Below are 16,404 nucleotides of genomic sequence, written 5' to 3' on the forward strand. Positions count from 1 at the left end.
CTCGTCCGGGAGCTGCCTCCATGGTCCGACTCCGCCGACGCTGGGCACTCGGCCTCCTCCTCGGCGGCGCCTCCGCCACCGCACTCGGCGCCACCGAACCCGTCCTCGGCCGGCGCCGCGCCGGCACCCTCGTCCGCCGCCAGCCCCCGCCCGTCGAGGTGGAGAACCACGCGGCCGGGGAACCCTGGTGGCCGCAGGACGGCCCCCGCGCCGCCGACGACCGGCAGCGCCAGATCCAGGGGTACGCCTCGGCGACCAGCGTCGCCCCCGGGCAGACCGTCGACTTCCACGTCGCCGTCAACCCGGCCGGCCCGTTCCGGATCACCGTCCACCGGCTCGGCTGGTACGACGGCGCCGGCGCCCGCACCATGCTGACCAGTCCCGAGCTGGCCGGGGTGCCGCAACCCGTCCCGCCGGCCGACCCGGCGACCGGCACCATCGCGTGCCGCTGGCCGGTGTCCTGGACCCTGCGGATCCCCGACCACTGGACCTCCGGCCTCTACCAGGCGGTGTTCACCTCGGCCGCGGGCTGGCGCGCCGGCACGCCGTTCGTGGTGCGCGACGACCGGCGCGCCGCCGCGCTCTGCGTGGTGCTGCCGGTGACCACCTGGCAGGCGTACAACCAGTGGCCGACGGACCGGTTGATCGGCAAGAGCCTCTACAACGGCTACACAGCCGGCCGGCGGGACCCGCTGGTCCGGGCCCGGGAGGTCTCGTTCGACCGGCCGTACTCCGACGAGGGCATCCCGATCCACCTCAGCCGGGACCACGACGTCATCCAGTGGCTGGAACGCAACCGGTACGACGTCAGCTACGCGACCAGCTTCGACCTGCACTCCGGTCGGCTCGACCCGACGCGGCACCAGGGCATTGTGTTCGCCGGGCACGACGAGTACTGGTCGGTGGAGATGCGGCGGGCCGCGGAACGGGCGGTCGCGGCCGGCCGGAGCCTGGCCTTCCTCGGCGCCAACAGCGTCTACTGGCACGTCCGGGTCCGGCCGGCCGCCGACGGGCGCGCCGAGCGCGTGGTCGCCTGCGCCAAGACCATGCCCGATCCTGGTCAGGACGGCGCCGGCCCCACTCTCCGGTGGCGCAGCATCCGGCAGCCCGAACAGGCGCTGATCGGCGTGCAATACAACGGCATCGTCGGCGCGCCGCAACCGCTGGTCGTCAACTCGGCGAGCCACTGGTTCTGGGCCGGCACGGGGGTGGCCGACGGCGACCGGATCCCCGGGGTGGTCGGCGGCGAGGCCGACGGCCTCAACCCCAGGACGCCCCGCCCGGCCGCCGTCACCGCCACCGTGCTGAGCCGGTCGCCGTACCGGACCCGGGAGGGCGGGCGGCGGGTGCAGAACACGCACCTGTACGAGACGCCGCAGGGCGGTCTCGTCTTCGCCACCGGCACGCTCTGCTGGACCATGGCGCTGAACCGCCCCGGGCACCGCGACGAGCGGATCGAACGGGCCACCGCCAACCTGCTCGACCGGATCGTCGGCCGCGCCCGAACCGCGGCCGAGGCCCGGGCGTCCGAGCCCGCTGCGGGATAGCGAGACCGACCGCCCGGCTCGCCGGGCCGGGCCGTTCGTGCCGCAATCGGCGCCGCGGTTGATCATCGTGCAGGTCGGATCTCATCGAGCCGGCAGTCGACGTCGCCGCCCGTCCCGTCGCCCGAGGGCATACGGTCGGCCGCGCACCACCTTCTGGCGCCTCGGCCGCTCCGCGGGTCGCCGGGTCAGGCGGGGACGGTCACCTGGCCGGCCACCGCCGCGGCAGCGATGTCGGTGCGGTGGTGCGAGCCGGCCAGCTCGATGTCCCGTACCAGGGCGTAGGCGGCATCCCGCGCGGCGGCCAGGTCCGGGCCGGTGGCCGTACCGCAGACGACCCGGCCCCCGGCGGAACGCAGCTTGCCGTCGGCGTCCCGGCGGGTGCCGGCGTGGATGACCCCGGGGCGGTCCGCGCCGGTGATCACGTCGCCGGTACGCGGCGCCGCCGGGTATCCCTCGGCCGCCACCACGACGGTGACCGCCGCCCCGTCCCGCCAGCGCAGCGGCGGGTGCGCGGCCAGCGTGCCGGTGGCGGCGGCGTGCAGCAGCCCGGCGAGCGGCGTCTCCAGCAGGGCGAGGACGACCTGGGTCTCCGGGTCGCCGAAACGGGCGTTGAACTCGATCACACGAGGGCCGGCGGCGGTGATCGCCAGACCCACGTAGAGCAGGCCCGCGAACGGGGTGCCCCGGCGCCGCATCTCGGCCAGCGTCGGGTGCACGACGTCGCGCATCACCTCATCCACCAGGCCGGGCGGCGCCCAGGGCAGCGGCGCGTACGCGCCCATGCCACCGGTGTTCGGGCCGGTGTCGCCGTCGCCGACCCGCTTGAAGTCCTGCGCGGGCAGCAGCGGCAGGGCCGCCTCCCCGTCGGTGACCACGAAGAGGGAGACCTCGGGGCCGGCCAGGTACTCCTCGACCACCACCCGGCCGCAGTCCCGTGCGTGCTCTTCGGCGACCGCCCGGTCGCTGGTCACCACGACACCCTTGCCGGCGGCCAGCCCGTCGTTCTTCACCACGTACGGCGGCCCGAACTCGTCCAGCGCCCTGCCGGTGCTCTCCTGCTCCGTGCAGGTGTACGCCCGCGCGGTCGGCACCTTGGCGGCGGTCATCACGTCCTTGGCGAACGTCTTGGAACCCTCCAGCCGGGCCGCCTCCGCCGACGGACCGAACACGGCGATGCCCTTGGCGCGTACCGCGTCGGCGACGCCGGCCACCAGCGGCGCCTCCGGCCCGATCACCACCAGGTCGGCACCCACCTCGACGGCGAGCGCCGCCACCGCCGCCGGATCGGTCGGAGCAACCTCCCGCAGCTCAGCCACCGCCGCGATCCCAGGATTCCCCGGCGCCGCGATCAGCGCCGTGACGGACGGATCACCGGCCAACCCGAGCGCGAGCGCGTGCTCCCGCCCCCCACCACCCACAAGCAAAACCCGCACAACCCCGCATCCTACTGACCCCGCCTCCCCACCCCGTTGATCATGAGGTTAGCGGCGAGATGGATCTCTGACCGTGCCGCTAATCTCATGATCAACGAAGCGATCCGGGATGGGGGGTGGGTTAGAGGAGGGGGTGGCGGAGGACGTTTTCGTCGCGGCCGGGGCCTACGCCGACGACGCTGACCCGGGTGCCGGTTAGTTCCTCGATGCGCGCGATGTAGCGGCGCGCGTTCTCGGGGAGTTCGTCCTCGGTGCGGGCCTTGGTGATGTCCTCCCACCAGCCGTCGAGCTCTTCGTAGATCGGCGTCGCGTGGTGGAAGTCGGTCTGCGTCATCGGCATGTCGTCGACCCGCTCGCCGTTGATCTGGTAGCCGACGCAGATCGGCACCTTGGGCAGGCCGGTGAGCACGTCCAGCTTGGTGACGACCAGATCGGTGACCCCGTTGAGGCGGCACGCGTACCGGGCCACGACCGCGTCGAACCAGCCGGCCCGGCGCTCCCGGCCGGTGGTGGTGCCGTACTCGTGGCCGATCTTGACAAGGTGCCGGCCGTTGTCGTCGAAGAGCTCGGTCGGGAAGGGTCCCGCGCCCACCCGGGTGGTGTACGCCTTGCTGACCGCGATGACCTTGGTGATCGCGGTGGGCGGGATGCCCGCGCCCACGCACGCCCCACCGGCCGTCGGGTTCGACGAGGTCACGAAGGGGTACGTGCCGTGATCCATGTCGAGCATGGTGGCCTGGGCACCCTCCAGCAGGACCGTCTCGCCCCGGTCCAGCGCGTCCCAGAGCATCGCCCGGGTCTCGGCGATGTACGGCTTGAGCCGCTCGGCGTACCCGAGGTACTCCTCGATCGTCGCGTCGACGTCGATCGCCTTGCGGTTGTAGACCTTGAACAGCACCTGGTTCTTCTCGCGGAGCGCCAGCTCCAGCTTCTTGCGCAGGATGCCGGGGTCGAGCAGGTCCTGGAGCCGGATGCCCATCCGGGCGACCTTGTCCCCGTACGCGGGGCCGATGCCGCGGCCGGTGGTGCCGATCCGGGACGAGCCGAGGTAACGCTCGACCACCCGGTCCAGCGCCCGGTGGTGCGGCATGATCAGGTGCGCGTCGCCGGAGATGCGCAGCCGGGAGACGTCCACGCCCCGCTCGGCGAGACCGTCGATCTCCTCCAGCAGCACCTTCGGGTCGACCACCACGCCGTTGCCGATCACGATCATCGCGCTCGGCGAGAGCGCGCCGGACGGCATGAGGTGCAGCGCGTACTTCTGGCCGTCCGGGGTGATCACCGTGTGCCCGGCGTTGTTGCCGCCGGAGTAGCGCACCACGTAGTCAACCCGCCCACCCAGCAGGTCGGTAACCTTGCCCTTACCCTCGTCGCCCCACTGGGCGCCGAGGAGCACGATCGCTGGCATCTTCTCCGCCTCCAGAAGGCTCGGGTGCCAGGCGGCGACCGGTCAGCGAGCCCGGGGTGTCAGGCTAACAAGAGGTAACGGCGGGACCAGCAGGGGTTCGTCGAGAAGCAGGAGGCTCCTTCGTGTACGACGTGGTGCTGCTCAGCCTCGGCTCGGAGCGGGACGCGCCCGGCGGCGGCTGCGGCAGCGGCGGGGCCTGCTGCGGTGGCGCCGACGAAGCCGGCGGCGCGACGCCCGAGGAGCGCTGCGAGACCCCGCGCGTACCGGTGCTGGCCTGCGCGGACGCGCTGACCGCCCGGGGTGCCCGGGTGGAGACGGTCACCGCCCGCTCGGACGCCGACATCGACCAGGTGCTGGCCCGGCTCGACGGACCGCCGCGGGCGGACGGCCTCACCTGGCCCGATCCGGACGGCAAGACCCGCCTGGTGGTCGCCACGGCCAGTGACGGGCAGTTGCGCGCCGTGCTGCGCCGGCTGGTCCGGCGGTACGCTCCGCCGCCGAGCCGCCGTCCGGCCGACCTGCCCGGCAACCGGACGGTCCCGGACCTGCCGCCGGTCGGCGTACTCCCGCTCGATCCGGCCCGGACCGGGACGGCCCGTGACCTGGCCGCGCAGCTCGGGTTGCCGCGCGACCCGGCGGCGGTGGCCGCCACGGTGCTGGACGGCACCGCCCGCCGGCTCGACCTGCTGCGCAACGACGGCGGCTCGGTGACCCTGGACGGCGCGCTGCTCGGCGCGGCCGACGACGCGGGCCGGCCGCTGCACTGGCGCGGCCGGGTCGAGGTCGACGACGCGATCCTCTCCGACGGCGAGGAAGCGATCATGGCCTGCGCGATCGGCAACGCCGCCGGGTACGCGCGCCTCGACGACGTGACGCTGCTGGCCGGCCCGGACCCGACCGACGGCCGGGTCGAGGTGGCGGTGGCCGTTCCGGTGGTCACCCGCTCCAGGTTGGGCCGCAGGCGGGTACGCCTCGAGGTGCGCCGGGCCCGGGGCCGGGCGGTGGCGGTCGTGCCCCGCGACGAGAAGGTGCCCTTCCTCGACGACGGCGTCGAGGGCGAGCTGAACCGGAAGCGGTCCTGGTGGACCGAGCCGGGCGCCTGGGCGGTCTGGACGTCCTGACCTCCGTCGATCTCGTGCGGCTCCCCGGCTGACCGGACGGCCTATCCTCGGCGGGAGGAAGGGGGAGGAACCGTGGTGCACGAGAACGCCGACCGGGCCCACGTACCGGGCCATCCGCAGGTGCCGGAGCGGGACATCGAACCGCTCTGGCCGCCGGAGCAGACCGACCCGACCACCGCCGTTCCGCCCTGGGCGGCTCCCAGCCAACCAGGCGCGCCCGCCGGGCCCGCCGGGCCCGCCCCGCCCCCGGACGCCGCCGCACCGGCGCCCGGCGTGCCGGTGGACGGCCCGCCCACGGGGCCGGCCCGGGACGCCACGGCCACCGGCGCGGCGACGGACGACGTGACGCGGGCGGGCGGCGCCGGCCACGGGGTGCCCACGCCCCGCCCGGCACAGCCTCCGGTCGACCTGGACCTCCCGTTCACCCTCGACCAACCGGCGGTCGCCCCGAGCAGGTCCACGGGCGCCGATGGCCCGTCGGCCGGCACCCCGGCGGCCGGGTCGGCATCGGCCGGCGCGGGGGCGGGCGGCGGATCCGGCGCCCCGGACCGCTCCTCGAACGGGTCCGGGCAGGCCGACGACCCCCCGGCCGGCACCGGCAGCCGGACGGATTCGCCCTGGGCCCAGCCGCCGCAGCGGTCGACCACCGGGCCGGCCGAGCCGGCCACCGACGCGCCAGGTCCGGACGCCGTGCCGCCCGCCGAGGGGCAGCCGGACGCTCCGCCGTCGCCCCGACTCGGGCCGTTCCCGCCGTCGCCGGGCGTGCCGCTCCCGCAGTCCGCGTACGGGAACGGCACGGGCTATCCGCCGGGGCCGGGCGGGTACGGGCAGCCGGACGGGTCGGCGTACCCGCCGCCACCCGCGGCGGGCGGGCCCGTGTCGCCCACCCCGACACCGGGCTGGTACCCGTCCGCCTGGCCCCAGCAGGGCACCCCGCCGCCGCAGCCCGGCCCGCCGCAGCAGCCGGCGCCCGCCGCGTACCCGGAGCCGGCCTGGACGCCGGAGGGCGGGGCGCCCCCGACCGCCGAGGACTTCGCCCGACGCCGGCAGGCCCGGCCGCTCGATCCGGTGGCCACCATGGGCGTCCGCGCGGTGGTGAACCGGCTCGGCCTGGTCCGGCTCCCACCAGGGCAGCACGAGCAGGAGGTACGGCGCGACATCGAGATGGTCCGCCGCAACTTCGGCGGGCTGCGCCAGGTGACCGTGGTCAACCCGAAGGGCGGCGCCGGCAAGACGGTGGCCATCCTGCTGCTCGCCATGACCTTCGGCCAGAAGCGCGGCGGATACGTGCTGGCCTGGGACAACAACGAGACCCAGGGGACCCTCGGGATGCGGGCCCAGCAGGACTTCCACTCGCGTACGGTGCGGGACATGCTGCGCGACCTGGCCCAGTTCCAGGGCGCGCACGGCCGGGTCGGCGACCTGTCGCAGTACGTCCGCTCGCAGGGCGAGGGGATGTTCGACGTGCTCGCCTCGGACGAGTCGGCGACCGGCGGCGAGATGCTCACGGCGGCGGCGTTCGCCGAGATCCGCGAGGTGGTCAGCCGCTTCTACAAGCTGATCTTCGTGGACACCGGGAACAACGTCCGGGCGCAGAACTGGCAGGCCGCGATGGACGCCACCGACCAACTCGTGGTCACCATGTCGGCGCGGAACGACTCGGCGGAGACCGCCGCGCGGATGCTCGACCACCTGGAGCAGAGCGGCCGGCAGCGGCTGGTCCGGCAGGCGGTGACGGTGGTGTCGATGCCGCCGTCGCGCAAGGAGATCGACCTGCCGGCCATCCAGGGGCACTTCGCCGCCCGGACCCGGGCGGTGCTGCTCGCGCCGTACGAGCGGCTCATCGACACCGGCGAGCCGATCCGGTACGGGCAGCTCTCCTCGGCCACCCGGGACGCCTGGTTGAAGATCGCCGCCGCCGTGGCGGAAGGACTGTAAACAGGCGCGACGGCCGGCCCGACCCGGTGGTCGGACCGGCCGTCGCCGCAGGTCAGAGGGTGGCGAGGGCGTCCGCGGCGGCCGGGTCGCAGTCGCGGAGGAACTGGGCGCAGCGGGCCGCCTCGTCGGCCTCGCCGATCTCGCCGGCGGCCCGGGAGAGCACGTAGAGGCAGCGGAGGAAGCCCCGGTTGGGCTTGTGCGACCACGGCACCGGGCCGTGCCCCTTCCAGCCGGCGCGGCGCAGCTGGTCCAGCCCGCGGTGGTAGCCGGTACGCGCGTAGGCGTAGGCCGGGACGACCTGGCCGGCGGCGAGCGCCCGGGCGGCCAGTGCCGCCCAGGCCGCGCTGTGGGCCGGGAAGCGGGCCGCGACGTCCTGGTACGCCTCGTCGGTGTCCTGCTCGGCGGCGGCGGCCAGCGCGGCGTCGGCCTCCTCGTGCGCGGGCAGGAGGGTGGCCGGTGGCTCAGGCAACAGGTTCTGCATCGCCCCATTCAACCCGCTTCGCGTAGGGGTACGCGAGGGGGTCCGGCGAGCCGGTCAACTGAACGGCTGAGGGGTTCGTCACGCCTGCGGCGGGCCGGCACGTACCCCCGGCCCATGCCACCCGGAGATATTTTCCACTACAACTAAAGATCCGGAGCCTCCCCAGGACCCGGTTATGCAGGAGCCCGGTGGCCTGGCCGCCGGGCTCCTGTCCGTCCGGCCGACGTTTGGCCGGCTTGCCCGGCCGGGGCAGGATGATCTCGTGCCGACCCCACCTCCCGCGGACGTCATCGAGCCGCACGACACCAGCATCGACGAGATCGAGACCCGGGCCGAGTTCGACCGGCGGCTGGCCGAGGGCACCCTCGCCGGGCTGACCGTGCAGGGCCTCCGCCTCGACCTCGACCCGGTCCCCGACCTGCGCGGCGTCGAGGTCGCCGGAACCCTCTTCGTGGGCTGCCGGTTCGCCGGCCGGGAGGTCGGCGCGGACCTGGTCCGGCGCGGCGCCAACGTGGTCCCGCCCTTCTCCGGGCTGCCCTACCCCACCCAGCCGGCCCACCTCTACACCGCCGACGAACTGGCCGCCGGCTTCCCGGACGGCGGCTTCGCCGGGATGTACGACACCCGGGTGTACGCGCACTTCCGGGCGCACGGCGGCGCGCTGCCGGACGTCCGGGAGGCGCTCGGCCAGCGGCTGCATGACCACGGGGTGGACAACGCCCTGGCCGATGCCACCCGGACCTGGCTGGCGGTGCACGGGCCGCAGTCCGTGGTGGGGGTGATGGGCGGGCACGCGGTGCCGCGCGGCAGCGCCGCGTACCGGATGGCGGCGGTGCTGGGCTGGGAGCTGGCGCGGGCCGACCGGCTGGTGGTGACCGGCGGCGGGCCCGGCGTGATGGAGGCGGCGAACCTGGGCGCCTTCCTCGCGGCCTGGCCGGCGGAGGAGCTGACCGCGGCGATCGACCTGCTCGCCACCGCCCCCGACTTCACCGACCACGACCGCTACACCGAGGTCGCGCTCCGGGTCCGGGAGCGGTACGCCGCCGGGCCGACGCTGCCCACGCCCCGTCCCGCCGCGGCCGGCACCGAGTGGGCCCGCTCCGGCGGGCTGGCCATCCCCACCTGGCTATACGGGCACGAGCCGGCGAACCTGTTCGCCGGGCGGATCGCCAAGTACTTCTCCAACGCGATCCGGGAGGACACCATCCTGCGGCTGGCCCGCGGCGGGATCGTCTTCGCGCCCGGTCGGGCCGGGACGGTGCAGGAGGTGTTCCAGGCGGCCACCAAGACCTACTACGGCACCGACGGGGCCAGCGGCGCGTACGTGTTCCTCGACCGGACCTACTGGACCACCGAACTGCCGGTCGAGTCGCTGCTGCGGCCGCTGCTGGCCGCCTCCCCATTCGGCGACCTGTCGTCCACGGTGCACCTCACCGACGACGTGCGGGAGGCGGTCCGGCTGCTCACCGCCGCGTGAGACCCGAACGGCCGGCTCCCGTTGCGGGGAGCCGGCCGCCGTGACGGGCTGGTGGACTACTTGTTCATCGTGGTGCCGGTGGAGCGCAGCGCCTCGCAGGCCTCGACGACCCGGGCGGCCATGCCGGCCTCGGCGGCCTTGCCCCAGACCCGCGGGTCGTACATCTTCTTGTTGCCGACCTCGCCGTCGACCTTGAGCACGCCGTCGTAGTTGCGGAACATGTGGTCCGCCACCGGGCGGGTGAAGCAGTACTGGGTGTCGGTGTCGATGTTCATCTTCACCACGCCGTAGTCCAGCGCCTCGCGGATCTCCGACAGCAGCGAGCCGGAACCGCCGTGGAAGACCAGGCTGAGCGGCTTCTCCTTGCCGTACTTGGCGCCGACCGCCACCTGGATGTGGTTGAGCACCTCGGGGCGGAGCTTGACGTTGCCCGGCTTGTAGACGCCGTGCACGTTGCCGAAGGTCAGCGCCGCCATGTAGCGGCCCTTCTCGCCGAGGCCGAGCGCCTCGACCATGGCCAGGCCGTCCTCGACGGTGGTGTAGAGCTTCTCGTTGATGGCGTTCTCGACGCCGTCCTCCTCGCCGCCGACCACGCCGACCTCGATCTCGAGGACGATCTTGCCCTTGGCGGCCTCGGTGAGCAGCTCCTCGGCGATCTGCAGGTTCTCCGGCACCGGCACGGCCGAGCCGTCCCACATGTGCGACTGGAACAGCGGCTCCTTGCCGCGCTGCACCCGCTCCTGGGAGATCTTCATCAGCGGCCGGACGAACTTGTCCAGCTTGTCCTTCGGGCAGTGGTCGGTGTGCAGGGCGATGTTGACCGGGTAGTGCTTCGCCACCTCGTGGGCGTACTTCGCGAAGGCGACCGCGCCGCTGACCATGTCCTTAACGGACGGGCCGGAGAGGTATTCGGCGCCACCGGTGGAGACCTGGATGATGCCGTCGCTCTCCGCGTCGGCGAAGCCCTTCAGCGCCGCGTTCAGCGTCTGCGACGACGTCACGTTGATGGCCGGGTACGCGTAGTGGCCGGCCTTGGCGCGATCCAGCATCTCCGCGTAAGCCTCGGGGGAAGCGATGGGCATGTCGAACGCTCCTTACTTACCGCTGTCGGCCGTGCAGGCCGCTGTCTTCCTTGGGTGCGCCGGACCGCGCTGTCCACCGCGGGCAGTATCCCGTAGCAGGCGGCGACCGGCACAACCGGCCCGGGAACGGCTCACCGGCGGCCCGGCCGGTCCGGCACCACGACATTGATCAGCCAGCTCACCACGGCCATCACGATCGCTCCCCAGAAGCCGGCCCAGAATCCGTCCACCTGGAACGGCAGCTGCAGCTGCCGGGCGATCCAGCCGGTGAGCAGGAACAGCAGGGCGTTGACCACGAGCGCGAACAGACCGAGCGTGAACAGGTAGAACACGCAGCCGAACACCTTGATGACCGGCTTGAGCACCGCGTTGACCACGCCGAAGATGACCGCCACCACGACCAGGGTGAGCACCGTCTCCGTACCGGTGCGCCCGGTCACCTCCACCCCCGGCACGATCAGCGTGGTGATCCACAGCGCGAACGCGGTGATCACCAGTCGGATCAGGAGGCCCACGCCACCATCCTGGCACCGGAAACCGGGCCCGGAGGGACAATCCGCCGACTCGCCCGGGCGGGGGTCAGGTCGCACCCGCCGCCGGGCCCCGCCCTGCGGTTCGGCCGGCACCGAGCGGGACCCGGAGCCAGCCCGTACGGTGTGGTGGTGACTGTCCGCACCGAGATCCAGGGAGGGACGATGGGTCAGCCCGACGAGGACTTCGCCCCGAGCGACCACCTCGCTCCGGAGGAGCGGGACCTGGAGGCGGAGCCGGCCGACGCGGTCGAGCAGGCGGCGGCGATCAACCCGGAGGACGGCGACATCGAGCCGAACCGCGGCCTGGAGGTCGGCGACTGGGACGCGATGGAACAGGCCCGGGTGGTCACCGCCGACGAGGACGACTACCGCTGACGCCGTTCCCGGCGGCCGGCACACCGGCCCGACGTCGCACCGCGCTCGCGCAGGCGCCGCCCGGCAAACAGGCCGGGCGGCGCCCGGTCAGCGGGTCGGGGTGATCTCGTCCGGGTGCGCCGCCGCCCACTCGGCCAGCCGGTCCTCGCGCAGCGCGGCGAGGAAGGCCGGAGCACTCTCCGGATCCGCACGCAGCCGCGGGTCGCGGCCCTCCGGACCCCTGACCGGAAGGCTGAGCCCGACCGGCTCCATCGCGGCCAGCTCCGGAACCACCCGCAGCAGGTCCAGCACCGATCCGCCGGCCACGGTCAGATCCGGACCGACCTCGGCGACGACGCGGGAGAGCCACACCGGGTTGCGCAGCACGTCCTCCTCCCCGGCGCGCCGGAGGAGGCCGGCCGCGAAGCGCTGGGCGTTGCGGTCACGGTCCAGACCGCCGTCGGGCAGCCCGCGCCGCTGGCGCAGCACGTCGACCGAGGCGGCACCGTCGAGGCGCTGGCAGCCGGCCGGGTAGACCCGGCGGGTGTGGGAGGACGTGATCTGCTGCGGCAGGCAGACCTCCACCCCGCCAAGCGCGTCGGTCACCTTCCGCAGCACTGGGTAGGTCAGCACCGCGCCGGCGTCGACGCGTACGCCGGTCAGGGCGGCGACCGTCCGACGGGTCAGGTCGTAGCCCTTGCTCCGGTCGGCCGGGTCGTAGCCCGCACCGTAGGCGAAGGCGGCGTTGATCTTGTCCCGGTGCAGCCCGGGGATGTCGACCTCCAGGTCGCGCGGGATTGAGATCAGGTACGGCCGGCCACGGTCGGCCGGGATGTGCACGAGCAGCACCGAGTCGGCCCGCGGTGGGCGCTGTGCCGACGTCGAGTCGATGCCGAGCAGCAGCACGTTCAGCGCGCCGGTGGGGGCCGGCGGTGCCGGCTCGCCGAGCAGGGCCGCGGGCGGCGGCTGGCGCGGCACGACCGCCGTGAAGCCGGCCAGAGCGGCGGCCGCCACCGCCAGCGCGGTGCCGCCGAGGCGGAGGCGGAATCGGCGTCGCCGGCGGCGGACCACGGCCCGGTCGATGGCGGCCCGGACCGGGCCGGCGGGCGGGGCCAGCGACTCGTGCCGCGCGAAGGCGGCTCGCAGGTCGTCCTCGATCATGAGCAGACCTCCACGTACTCGGCTCGGAGGGTGGCCAGCGCGCGGGAGATGCAGGACCGGACGGTCCCGACGGCGCAGCCGAGGATCTCGGCGATCTCCGCGTCGGGCAGGTCCTCGTAGTACCGGAGCACCAGCGTGGCGCGCTGCCGTCGGGGCAGCCGGGACAGCCAGGACCAGACCTGGTCGCGATCCACCGCGGCCTGCGCGTGGTCGGTCGGCGCCGGCACCGCCGCGTCCGGTTCGCCGCGCAGCAGCACCCGGCGAGCCCACGAGCCGCGCCGCCAGTCGACGTACTGGTTGGTGAGCATCCGGCGGACGTACCGCTCCGGGGAGTCGCTACGGGCCACCCGCCGCCAGTTCAGGTGGACCCGCACCATGGTGTCCTGCACCAGGTCCTGCGCCTGGTGCGGATCGCCGGTCAGCATGACCGCGTACCGCAGCAGGGCATCCAGCCGCGCGTCGGCGAACTCCTCGTACGTCATCTGCACCTCCCGGTGTCCCGACTCATTGACGGACCCGGGGCGGCCGAAGATTGCACACCCGGGCGATCAACCTTTCGGTCGGTTCGGCAGGCCAACCAGCCAGTCAGGGCAGCGGCGCGACTTAAAGATTCTTTAAGCTCCACCGACTCCGCCTGAAATTCCCACGGGAGGAACCCCCCACATGCTCAGCAACTCCACTCGGCGCTGGCTCGCCGGGTTGGGCGTCGCAGGCGCGTTCGTCGCCGCCTCCGCCACCCCCGCCGCAGCCGCCCCGGCCTCGGACGACATGCTGCTCTACGCGAACAACGCCCTGGTCGCTCCAGGCGGTGAGGCCCGGAACGTCGCCCTGTTCGCCTACGCCGAGGCCCTGCCCAAGAACCTGACCCTCACCATCGACCGCACCGCTGTCCAGGGCTTCGCCTCGGTCACCCTGACCGACGACCTGAAGAACTGCACCGAGAGCGGCGCTGTCATCACCTGTGCCTTCAAGGACAAGGACCTCGTCGACTACGTCGTCGACCTGACTGTCCAGGCCAAGGAGAAGGCCGAGGTCGGCGCGAAGGGCGACATCGTACTGAGCCTGGCCGGCGACGGCCGGAAGGCAACCACCCACTCCACCGTCGAGATCGGCGAGGGCGTCGACCTCGCGGCCGGGGCCGACATCACCGCGGCGGGTGCTCCGGGCGCCACCATCACGGCTCCGATCATGGTCGCGAACGTCGGCGACACGACCACCCACGGCGCAGTGCTCCTGCTGGCCACCATGGAGGCACTTGCCCCCACCCAGCGCTACAGCAACTGCTCCTACCTCGACGGCTTCGGGTCGCACTTCGCCCAGTGCACCTTCGACGAGGACATCGCCCCCGGTGCCGGGATGCGGCTGGACAGCACGTCCGGGCTGCGGATCGCCCCGGACGCCTGGGCCCCGGGCGAGCTGTTCGGCTTCGCGTCGTGGTACGCCAAGGGCGACTGGGAGGACATCGAGACCGAGCTCAAGGAGCTGGACGGCTGGCAGCAGGGCACCGGTGCGCCGCTGAAGCTGGCCCCCGCGACGAAGGCGCAGCTGCAGCCGCTGCGGCAGACCGACAAGGACACCACCAACAACGGCGCCGGCATCGAGGTGAAGGTGACCGGCGAGCAGCGGGCCGACGTAGCCGCGATCGGCGCTGAGCTGCCGGGCACCAAGGGCAAGACGGTCCGGGCCAAGGTCGGCTTCGTGAACAACGGCCCGGCCATGACCAACTCGTACTCGCCGGGCGGGGAGATCGTGACCGTTGCACAGGTCTCCATCCCCGCTGGCGCCACCGTCGTGACCGCACCGGACGGGTGCGCCACCGACATCGAGGGCGGCCCGGCCGAGGCGGGTGCCAAGGTCTACTTCTGTGAGTGGTTCGAAACCCTGCACAAGGGCGACCAGGCCCTCTTCGAGTTCGGCCTGCGGATCGACAAGGTCGACGCCGCGCCGGGCTCGGTGAAGCTGATCCACTTCGACCTGGAGAGCGACGGCCCGGTGGCTGACCTCAACCCGCGCAACGACACCGCGGCCCTGGTCATCAAGGGCGACGGTGGCCAGGGCGGCGGTGACGGCGGCACCCTGCCGATCACCGGCAGTTCCACCGGCCTGATCGCCGGCATCGGCGCCCTGATCCTCGCGGCCGGCGCGGGTGGCTACGTCATGGCCCGCCGCCGCAAGACCCGCTTCGTCGCCTGATCCGGACACCTCAGTAGGACGAAGGTGCCTCGCCGGCCCAAGGCCGGCGGGGCACCGCTACATCCATCCCTCGAGAGGATCCCGCACATGCTCAGCAACCCCACCCGGCGCTGGCTGGCCGGGCTCGGCGTCGCAGGCGCGCTGATCGCCGCCTCCGCCGTCCCCGCCGTCGCGGCCCCCGGGGTCCCACTGTCGGACCGACAGGCCACCGAGTTCGGGCTGTACGCGAACAACGTCATCGTCGCTTCGGACGGATCCATGAAATGGGTGCGGCTCGACTCGCTGGCAACCGAGCCGTTGACGAGCTACACGGTAAAGGTGGACCGCAGCGCGGTCCAAAGCTTCGCCCATGTGCAGTCAGGTGGGTTCAACAACGGCGTCTGCCGGGAGGACGGCCCGATCCTGAGCTGCACGGTCGAGGACGACGACGAGCGCGACAGCAGACTGCTCGTGCTGCCCGTGTTCGCCAAGGACACGGCCAAGCTCGGGCAGCACGGTGACCTCACCTTCACCGTCTCCACCCCCTACGCGGGCACCCAGACCTTCCGCTCCACGGTCATCGTCGGCGAGGGTGTCGACCTGGCCGCCGGGCCCACGATGGAGATGAAGGGCGCGCCCGGCGAGACGGTCCGGGCCCCGATCAGGGTTTTCAACGTGGGTAGGACGACCGCGGACGGAGTCGTCCTCTTCTTCTACGGCCCCGCCCACTTCATCCCCTCGGAGCACTACGAGAACTGCGAGTACTCCGTCACGCGCTTCAAGGACCACGCCTTCGCCTGCACCTTCGACGACCCGCTCGCGCCGGGCGTGAGTGCCGTCGTCGACTCGTCGTTCGGCTTCACCATTCCGTCCGACGCCTGGGCGCCGAACGCGCAGGAGGCCAGCCACCGCTGGCTGACCCGGGCCGAGTGGCAGGACTTCCGGGACGAGCCAAGCGTCTTCGGCCAATTCCAGAAGGGCACCGGACCGACGCTGAAGCTGGCGACGCCGGCCAGGGCCCAGTCGACGCCGCAGACCAATACCAACCCGGACAACGGCGCCAACATGTGGCTCGTGGTGACCGGTGACCAGAAGGCAGACGTGGTCGCCGACGGCGCCAGCGTCACCGGCACGGTCGGCCGCACCGTCCCGGTCACGGTCGGCTGGACCGACAACGGGCCGGCGGCCGCCACCGCCACGGCGCTGGTGGAAATCCCGGCCGGTGCCTACGCGGCGAAGGTGCCGGACCGGTGCGTGCCCAGGGGCTACAACGGCGACCTCGACCGTAAGCCGGTCAACATGCCCGGCTTCCCGGCGTACGTCTGCCAGGACTCGACCATCTTGCACAAGGGCGACCAGGTGACGCTCGAGTTCGCGCTCCGCATCGACAAGGCGGGTCCGCTAACCGGTGTGATCGCGGTGAACCCCGGCCCCGGCGAGACCGATCTCAACCCGGCCAACGACACCGCCAAGATCCTGGTCAACGCCCCCGGCGGTGGCGACAACCCAGGCGATGGCGACAACAGCCCGGGCAGCGGCGGCGGTAACGGCGGTGGGGAGGGCGGTGACGGGGGCTCCCTGCCGATTACCGGTAGCTCCACCGGCCTGATCGCCGGCATCGGTGCCCTGCTGCTGGTCGCCGGGCTGGGCGGCTACCTGGTGGCCCGTCGCCGCAAGACCCGCTTCGTCGCCTGACC

The 16,404-nt window shown here is 73.2% G+C and carries 14 protein-coding genes; 7 read left to right on the top strand and 7 right to left on the bottom strand.

All coding sequences use genetic code 11. From position 1 onward, the window contains the following. The first annotated feature begins 20 nt into the window (after positions 1-20). Positions 21-1,547, top strand: coding sequence for a N,N-dimethylformamidase beta subunit family domain-containing protein (locus tag ACGF4F_RS19030; RefSeq protein ID WP_393078858.1), 1,527 nt, complete (start codon positions 21-23; stop codon positions 1,545-1,547). A 185-nt stretch (positions 1,548-1,732) separates the two neighbouring features. Here the strand turns inward: ACGF4F_RS19030 and purD are convergent, their stop codons facing one another. After that, entirely contained in the window at positions 1,733-2,980 is a 1,248-nt protein-coding gene (gene purD / locus ACGF4F_RS19035; RefSeq protein WP_357434569.1) for a phosphoribosylamine--glycine ligase, read from the bottom strand. A gap of 121 nt (positions 2,981-3,101) precedes the next feature. Then, the gene (locus ACGF4F_RS19040) at positions 3,102-4,388 is read right to left on the bottom strand and encodes an adenylosuccinate synthase (RefSeq protein ID WP_073835025.1); all 1,287 of its coding nucleotides are present in this window, start codon (positions 4,386-4,388) and stop codon (positions 3,102-3,104) included. 122 nt (positions 4,389-4,510) lie between these two features. On the opposite strand from ACGF4F_RS19040, the gene ACGF4F_RS19045 reads away from it, so the two are divergent. Further along, positions 4,511-5,509 carry a diacylglycerol kinase family protein gene (locus ACGF4F_RS19045; protein ID WP_357434568.1) on the top strand — a complete coding sequence of 333 codons (999 nt, stop codon included), beginning with the start codon at positions 4,511-4,513 and terminating at the stop codon, positions 5,507-5,509. A 72-nt stretch (positions 5,510-5,581) separates the two neighbouring features. Then, entirely contained in the window at positions 5,582-7,447 is a 1,866-nt protein-coding gene (locus ACGF4F_RS19050; RefSeq protein WP_357434567.1) for a chromosome partitioning protein, read from the top strand. A 52-nt stretch (positions 7,448-7,499) separates the two neighbouring features. On the opposite strand, the gene ACGF4F_RS19055 is transcribed toward ACGF4F_RS19050, so the two are convergent. Beyond that, complete coding sequence (locus ACGF4F_RS19055; RefSeq protein ID WP_357434566.1) at positions 7,500-7,928, bottom strand: DUF3151 domain-containing protein; 429 nt, start codon at positions 7,926-7,928, stop codon at positions 7,500-7,502. A gap of 262 nt (positions 7,929-8,190) precedes the next feature. Between ACGF4F_RS19055 and ACGF4F_RS19060 the strand changes: the two genes are divergently transcribed. Further along, positions 8,191-9,405, top strand: coding sequence for a hypothetical protein (locus tag ACGF4F_RS19060; protein WP_357434565.1), 1,215 nt, complete (start codon positions 8,191-8,193; stop codon positions 9,403-9,405). Positions 9,406-9,461: 56 nt separating this feature from the next. Here the strand turns inward: ACGF4F_RS19060 and fbaA are convergent, their stop codons facing one another. Both fbaA and ACGF4F_RS19070 read right to left on the bottom strand, forming a co-directional pair. Continuing rightward, a complete protein-coding gene (fbaA, locus tag ACGF4F_RS19065; protein ID WP_073835029.1) occupies positions 9,462-10,487 on the bottom strand; it encodes a class II fructose-bisphosphate aldolase in 1,026 nt (341 codons plus the stop codon). 131 nt (positions 10,488-10,618) lie between these two features. Beyond that, positions 10,619-11,002, bottom strand: coding sequence for a phage holin family protein (locus tag ACGF4F_RS19070; RefSeq protein WP_357434564.1), 384 nt, complete (start codon positions 11,000-11,002; stop codon positions 10,619-10,621). 180 nt (positions 11,003-11,182) lie between these two features. Between ACGF4F_RS19070 and ACGF4F_RS19075 the strand changes: the two genes are divergently transcribed. Next, positions 11,183-11,395, top strand: coding sequence for a hypothetical protein (locus ACGF4F_RS19075; protein WP_357434775.1), 213 nt, complete (start codon positions 11,183-11,185; stop codon positions 11,393-11,395). A gap of 87 nt (positions 11,396-11,482) precedes the next feature. Here ACGF4F_RS19075 and ACGF4F_RS19080 read toward each other — a convergent pair whose 3' ends face one another. Together ACGF4F_RS19080 and ACGF4F_RS19085 are read right to left on the bottom strand one after the other, a co-directional pair. Then, positions 11,483-12,535: an LCP family protein gene (locus ACGF4F_RS19080; RefSeq protein WP_357434563.1), complete on the bottom strand. Its 1,053-nt coding sequence runs from the start codon at positions 12,533-12,535 to the stop codon at positions 11,483-11,485. After that, a complete protein-coding gene (locus ACGF4F_RS19085) occupies positions 12,532-13,017 on the bottom strand; it encodes a SigE family RNA polymerase sigma factor (protein WP_357434562.1) in 486 nt (161 codons plus the stop codon). Before ACGF4F_RS19085 ends, ACGF4F_RS19080 begins: the two co-directional genes overlap by 4 nt. 181 nt (positions 13,018-13,198) lie before the next feature. Here ACGF4F_RS19085 and ACGF4F_RS19090 point away from each other — a divergent pair, with 181 nt between their 5' ends. Further along, positions 13,199-14,728: an LPXTG cell wall anchor domain-containing protein gene (locus ACGF4F_RS19090; RefSeq protein ID WP_357434561.1), complete on the top strand. Its 1,530-nt coding sequence runs from the start codon at positions 13,199-13,201 to the stop codon at positions 14,726-14,728. Between the two features lie 87 nt (positions 14,729-14,815). Further along, positions 14,816-16,402 (top strand): LPXTG cell wall anchor domain-containing protein, encoded by a 1,587-nt coding sequence (locus tag ACGF4F_RS19095; protein WP_393078866.1) that lies wholly within the window; start codon positions 14,816-14,818, stop codon positions 16,400-16,402. Positions 16,403-16,404: the final 2 nt, after the last annotated feature.

It is taken from the genome of Micromonospora sp. NPDC047740, assembly GCF_043204735.1.
Lineage (GTDB): Bacteria > Actinomycetota > Actinomycetes > Mycobacteriales > Micromonosporaceae > Micromonospora.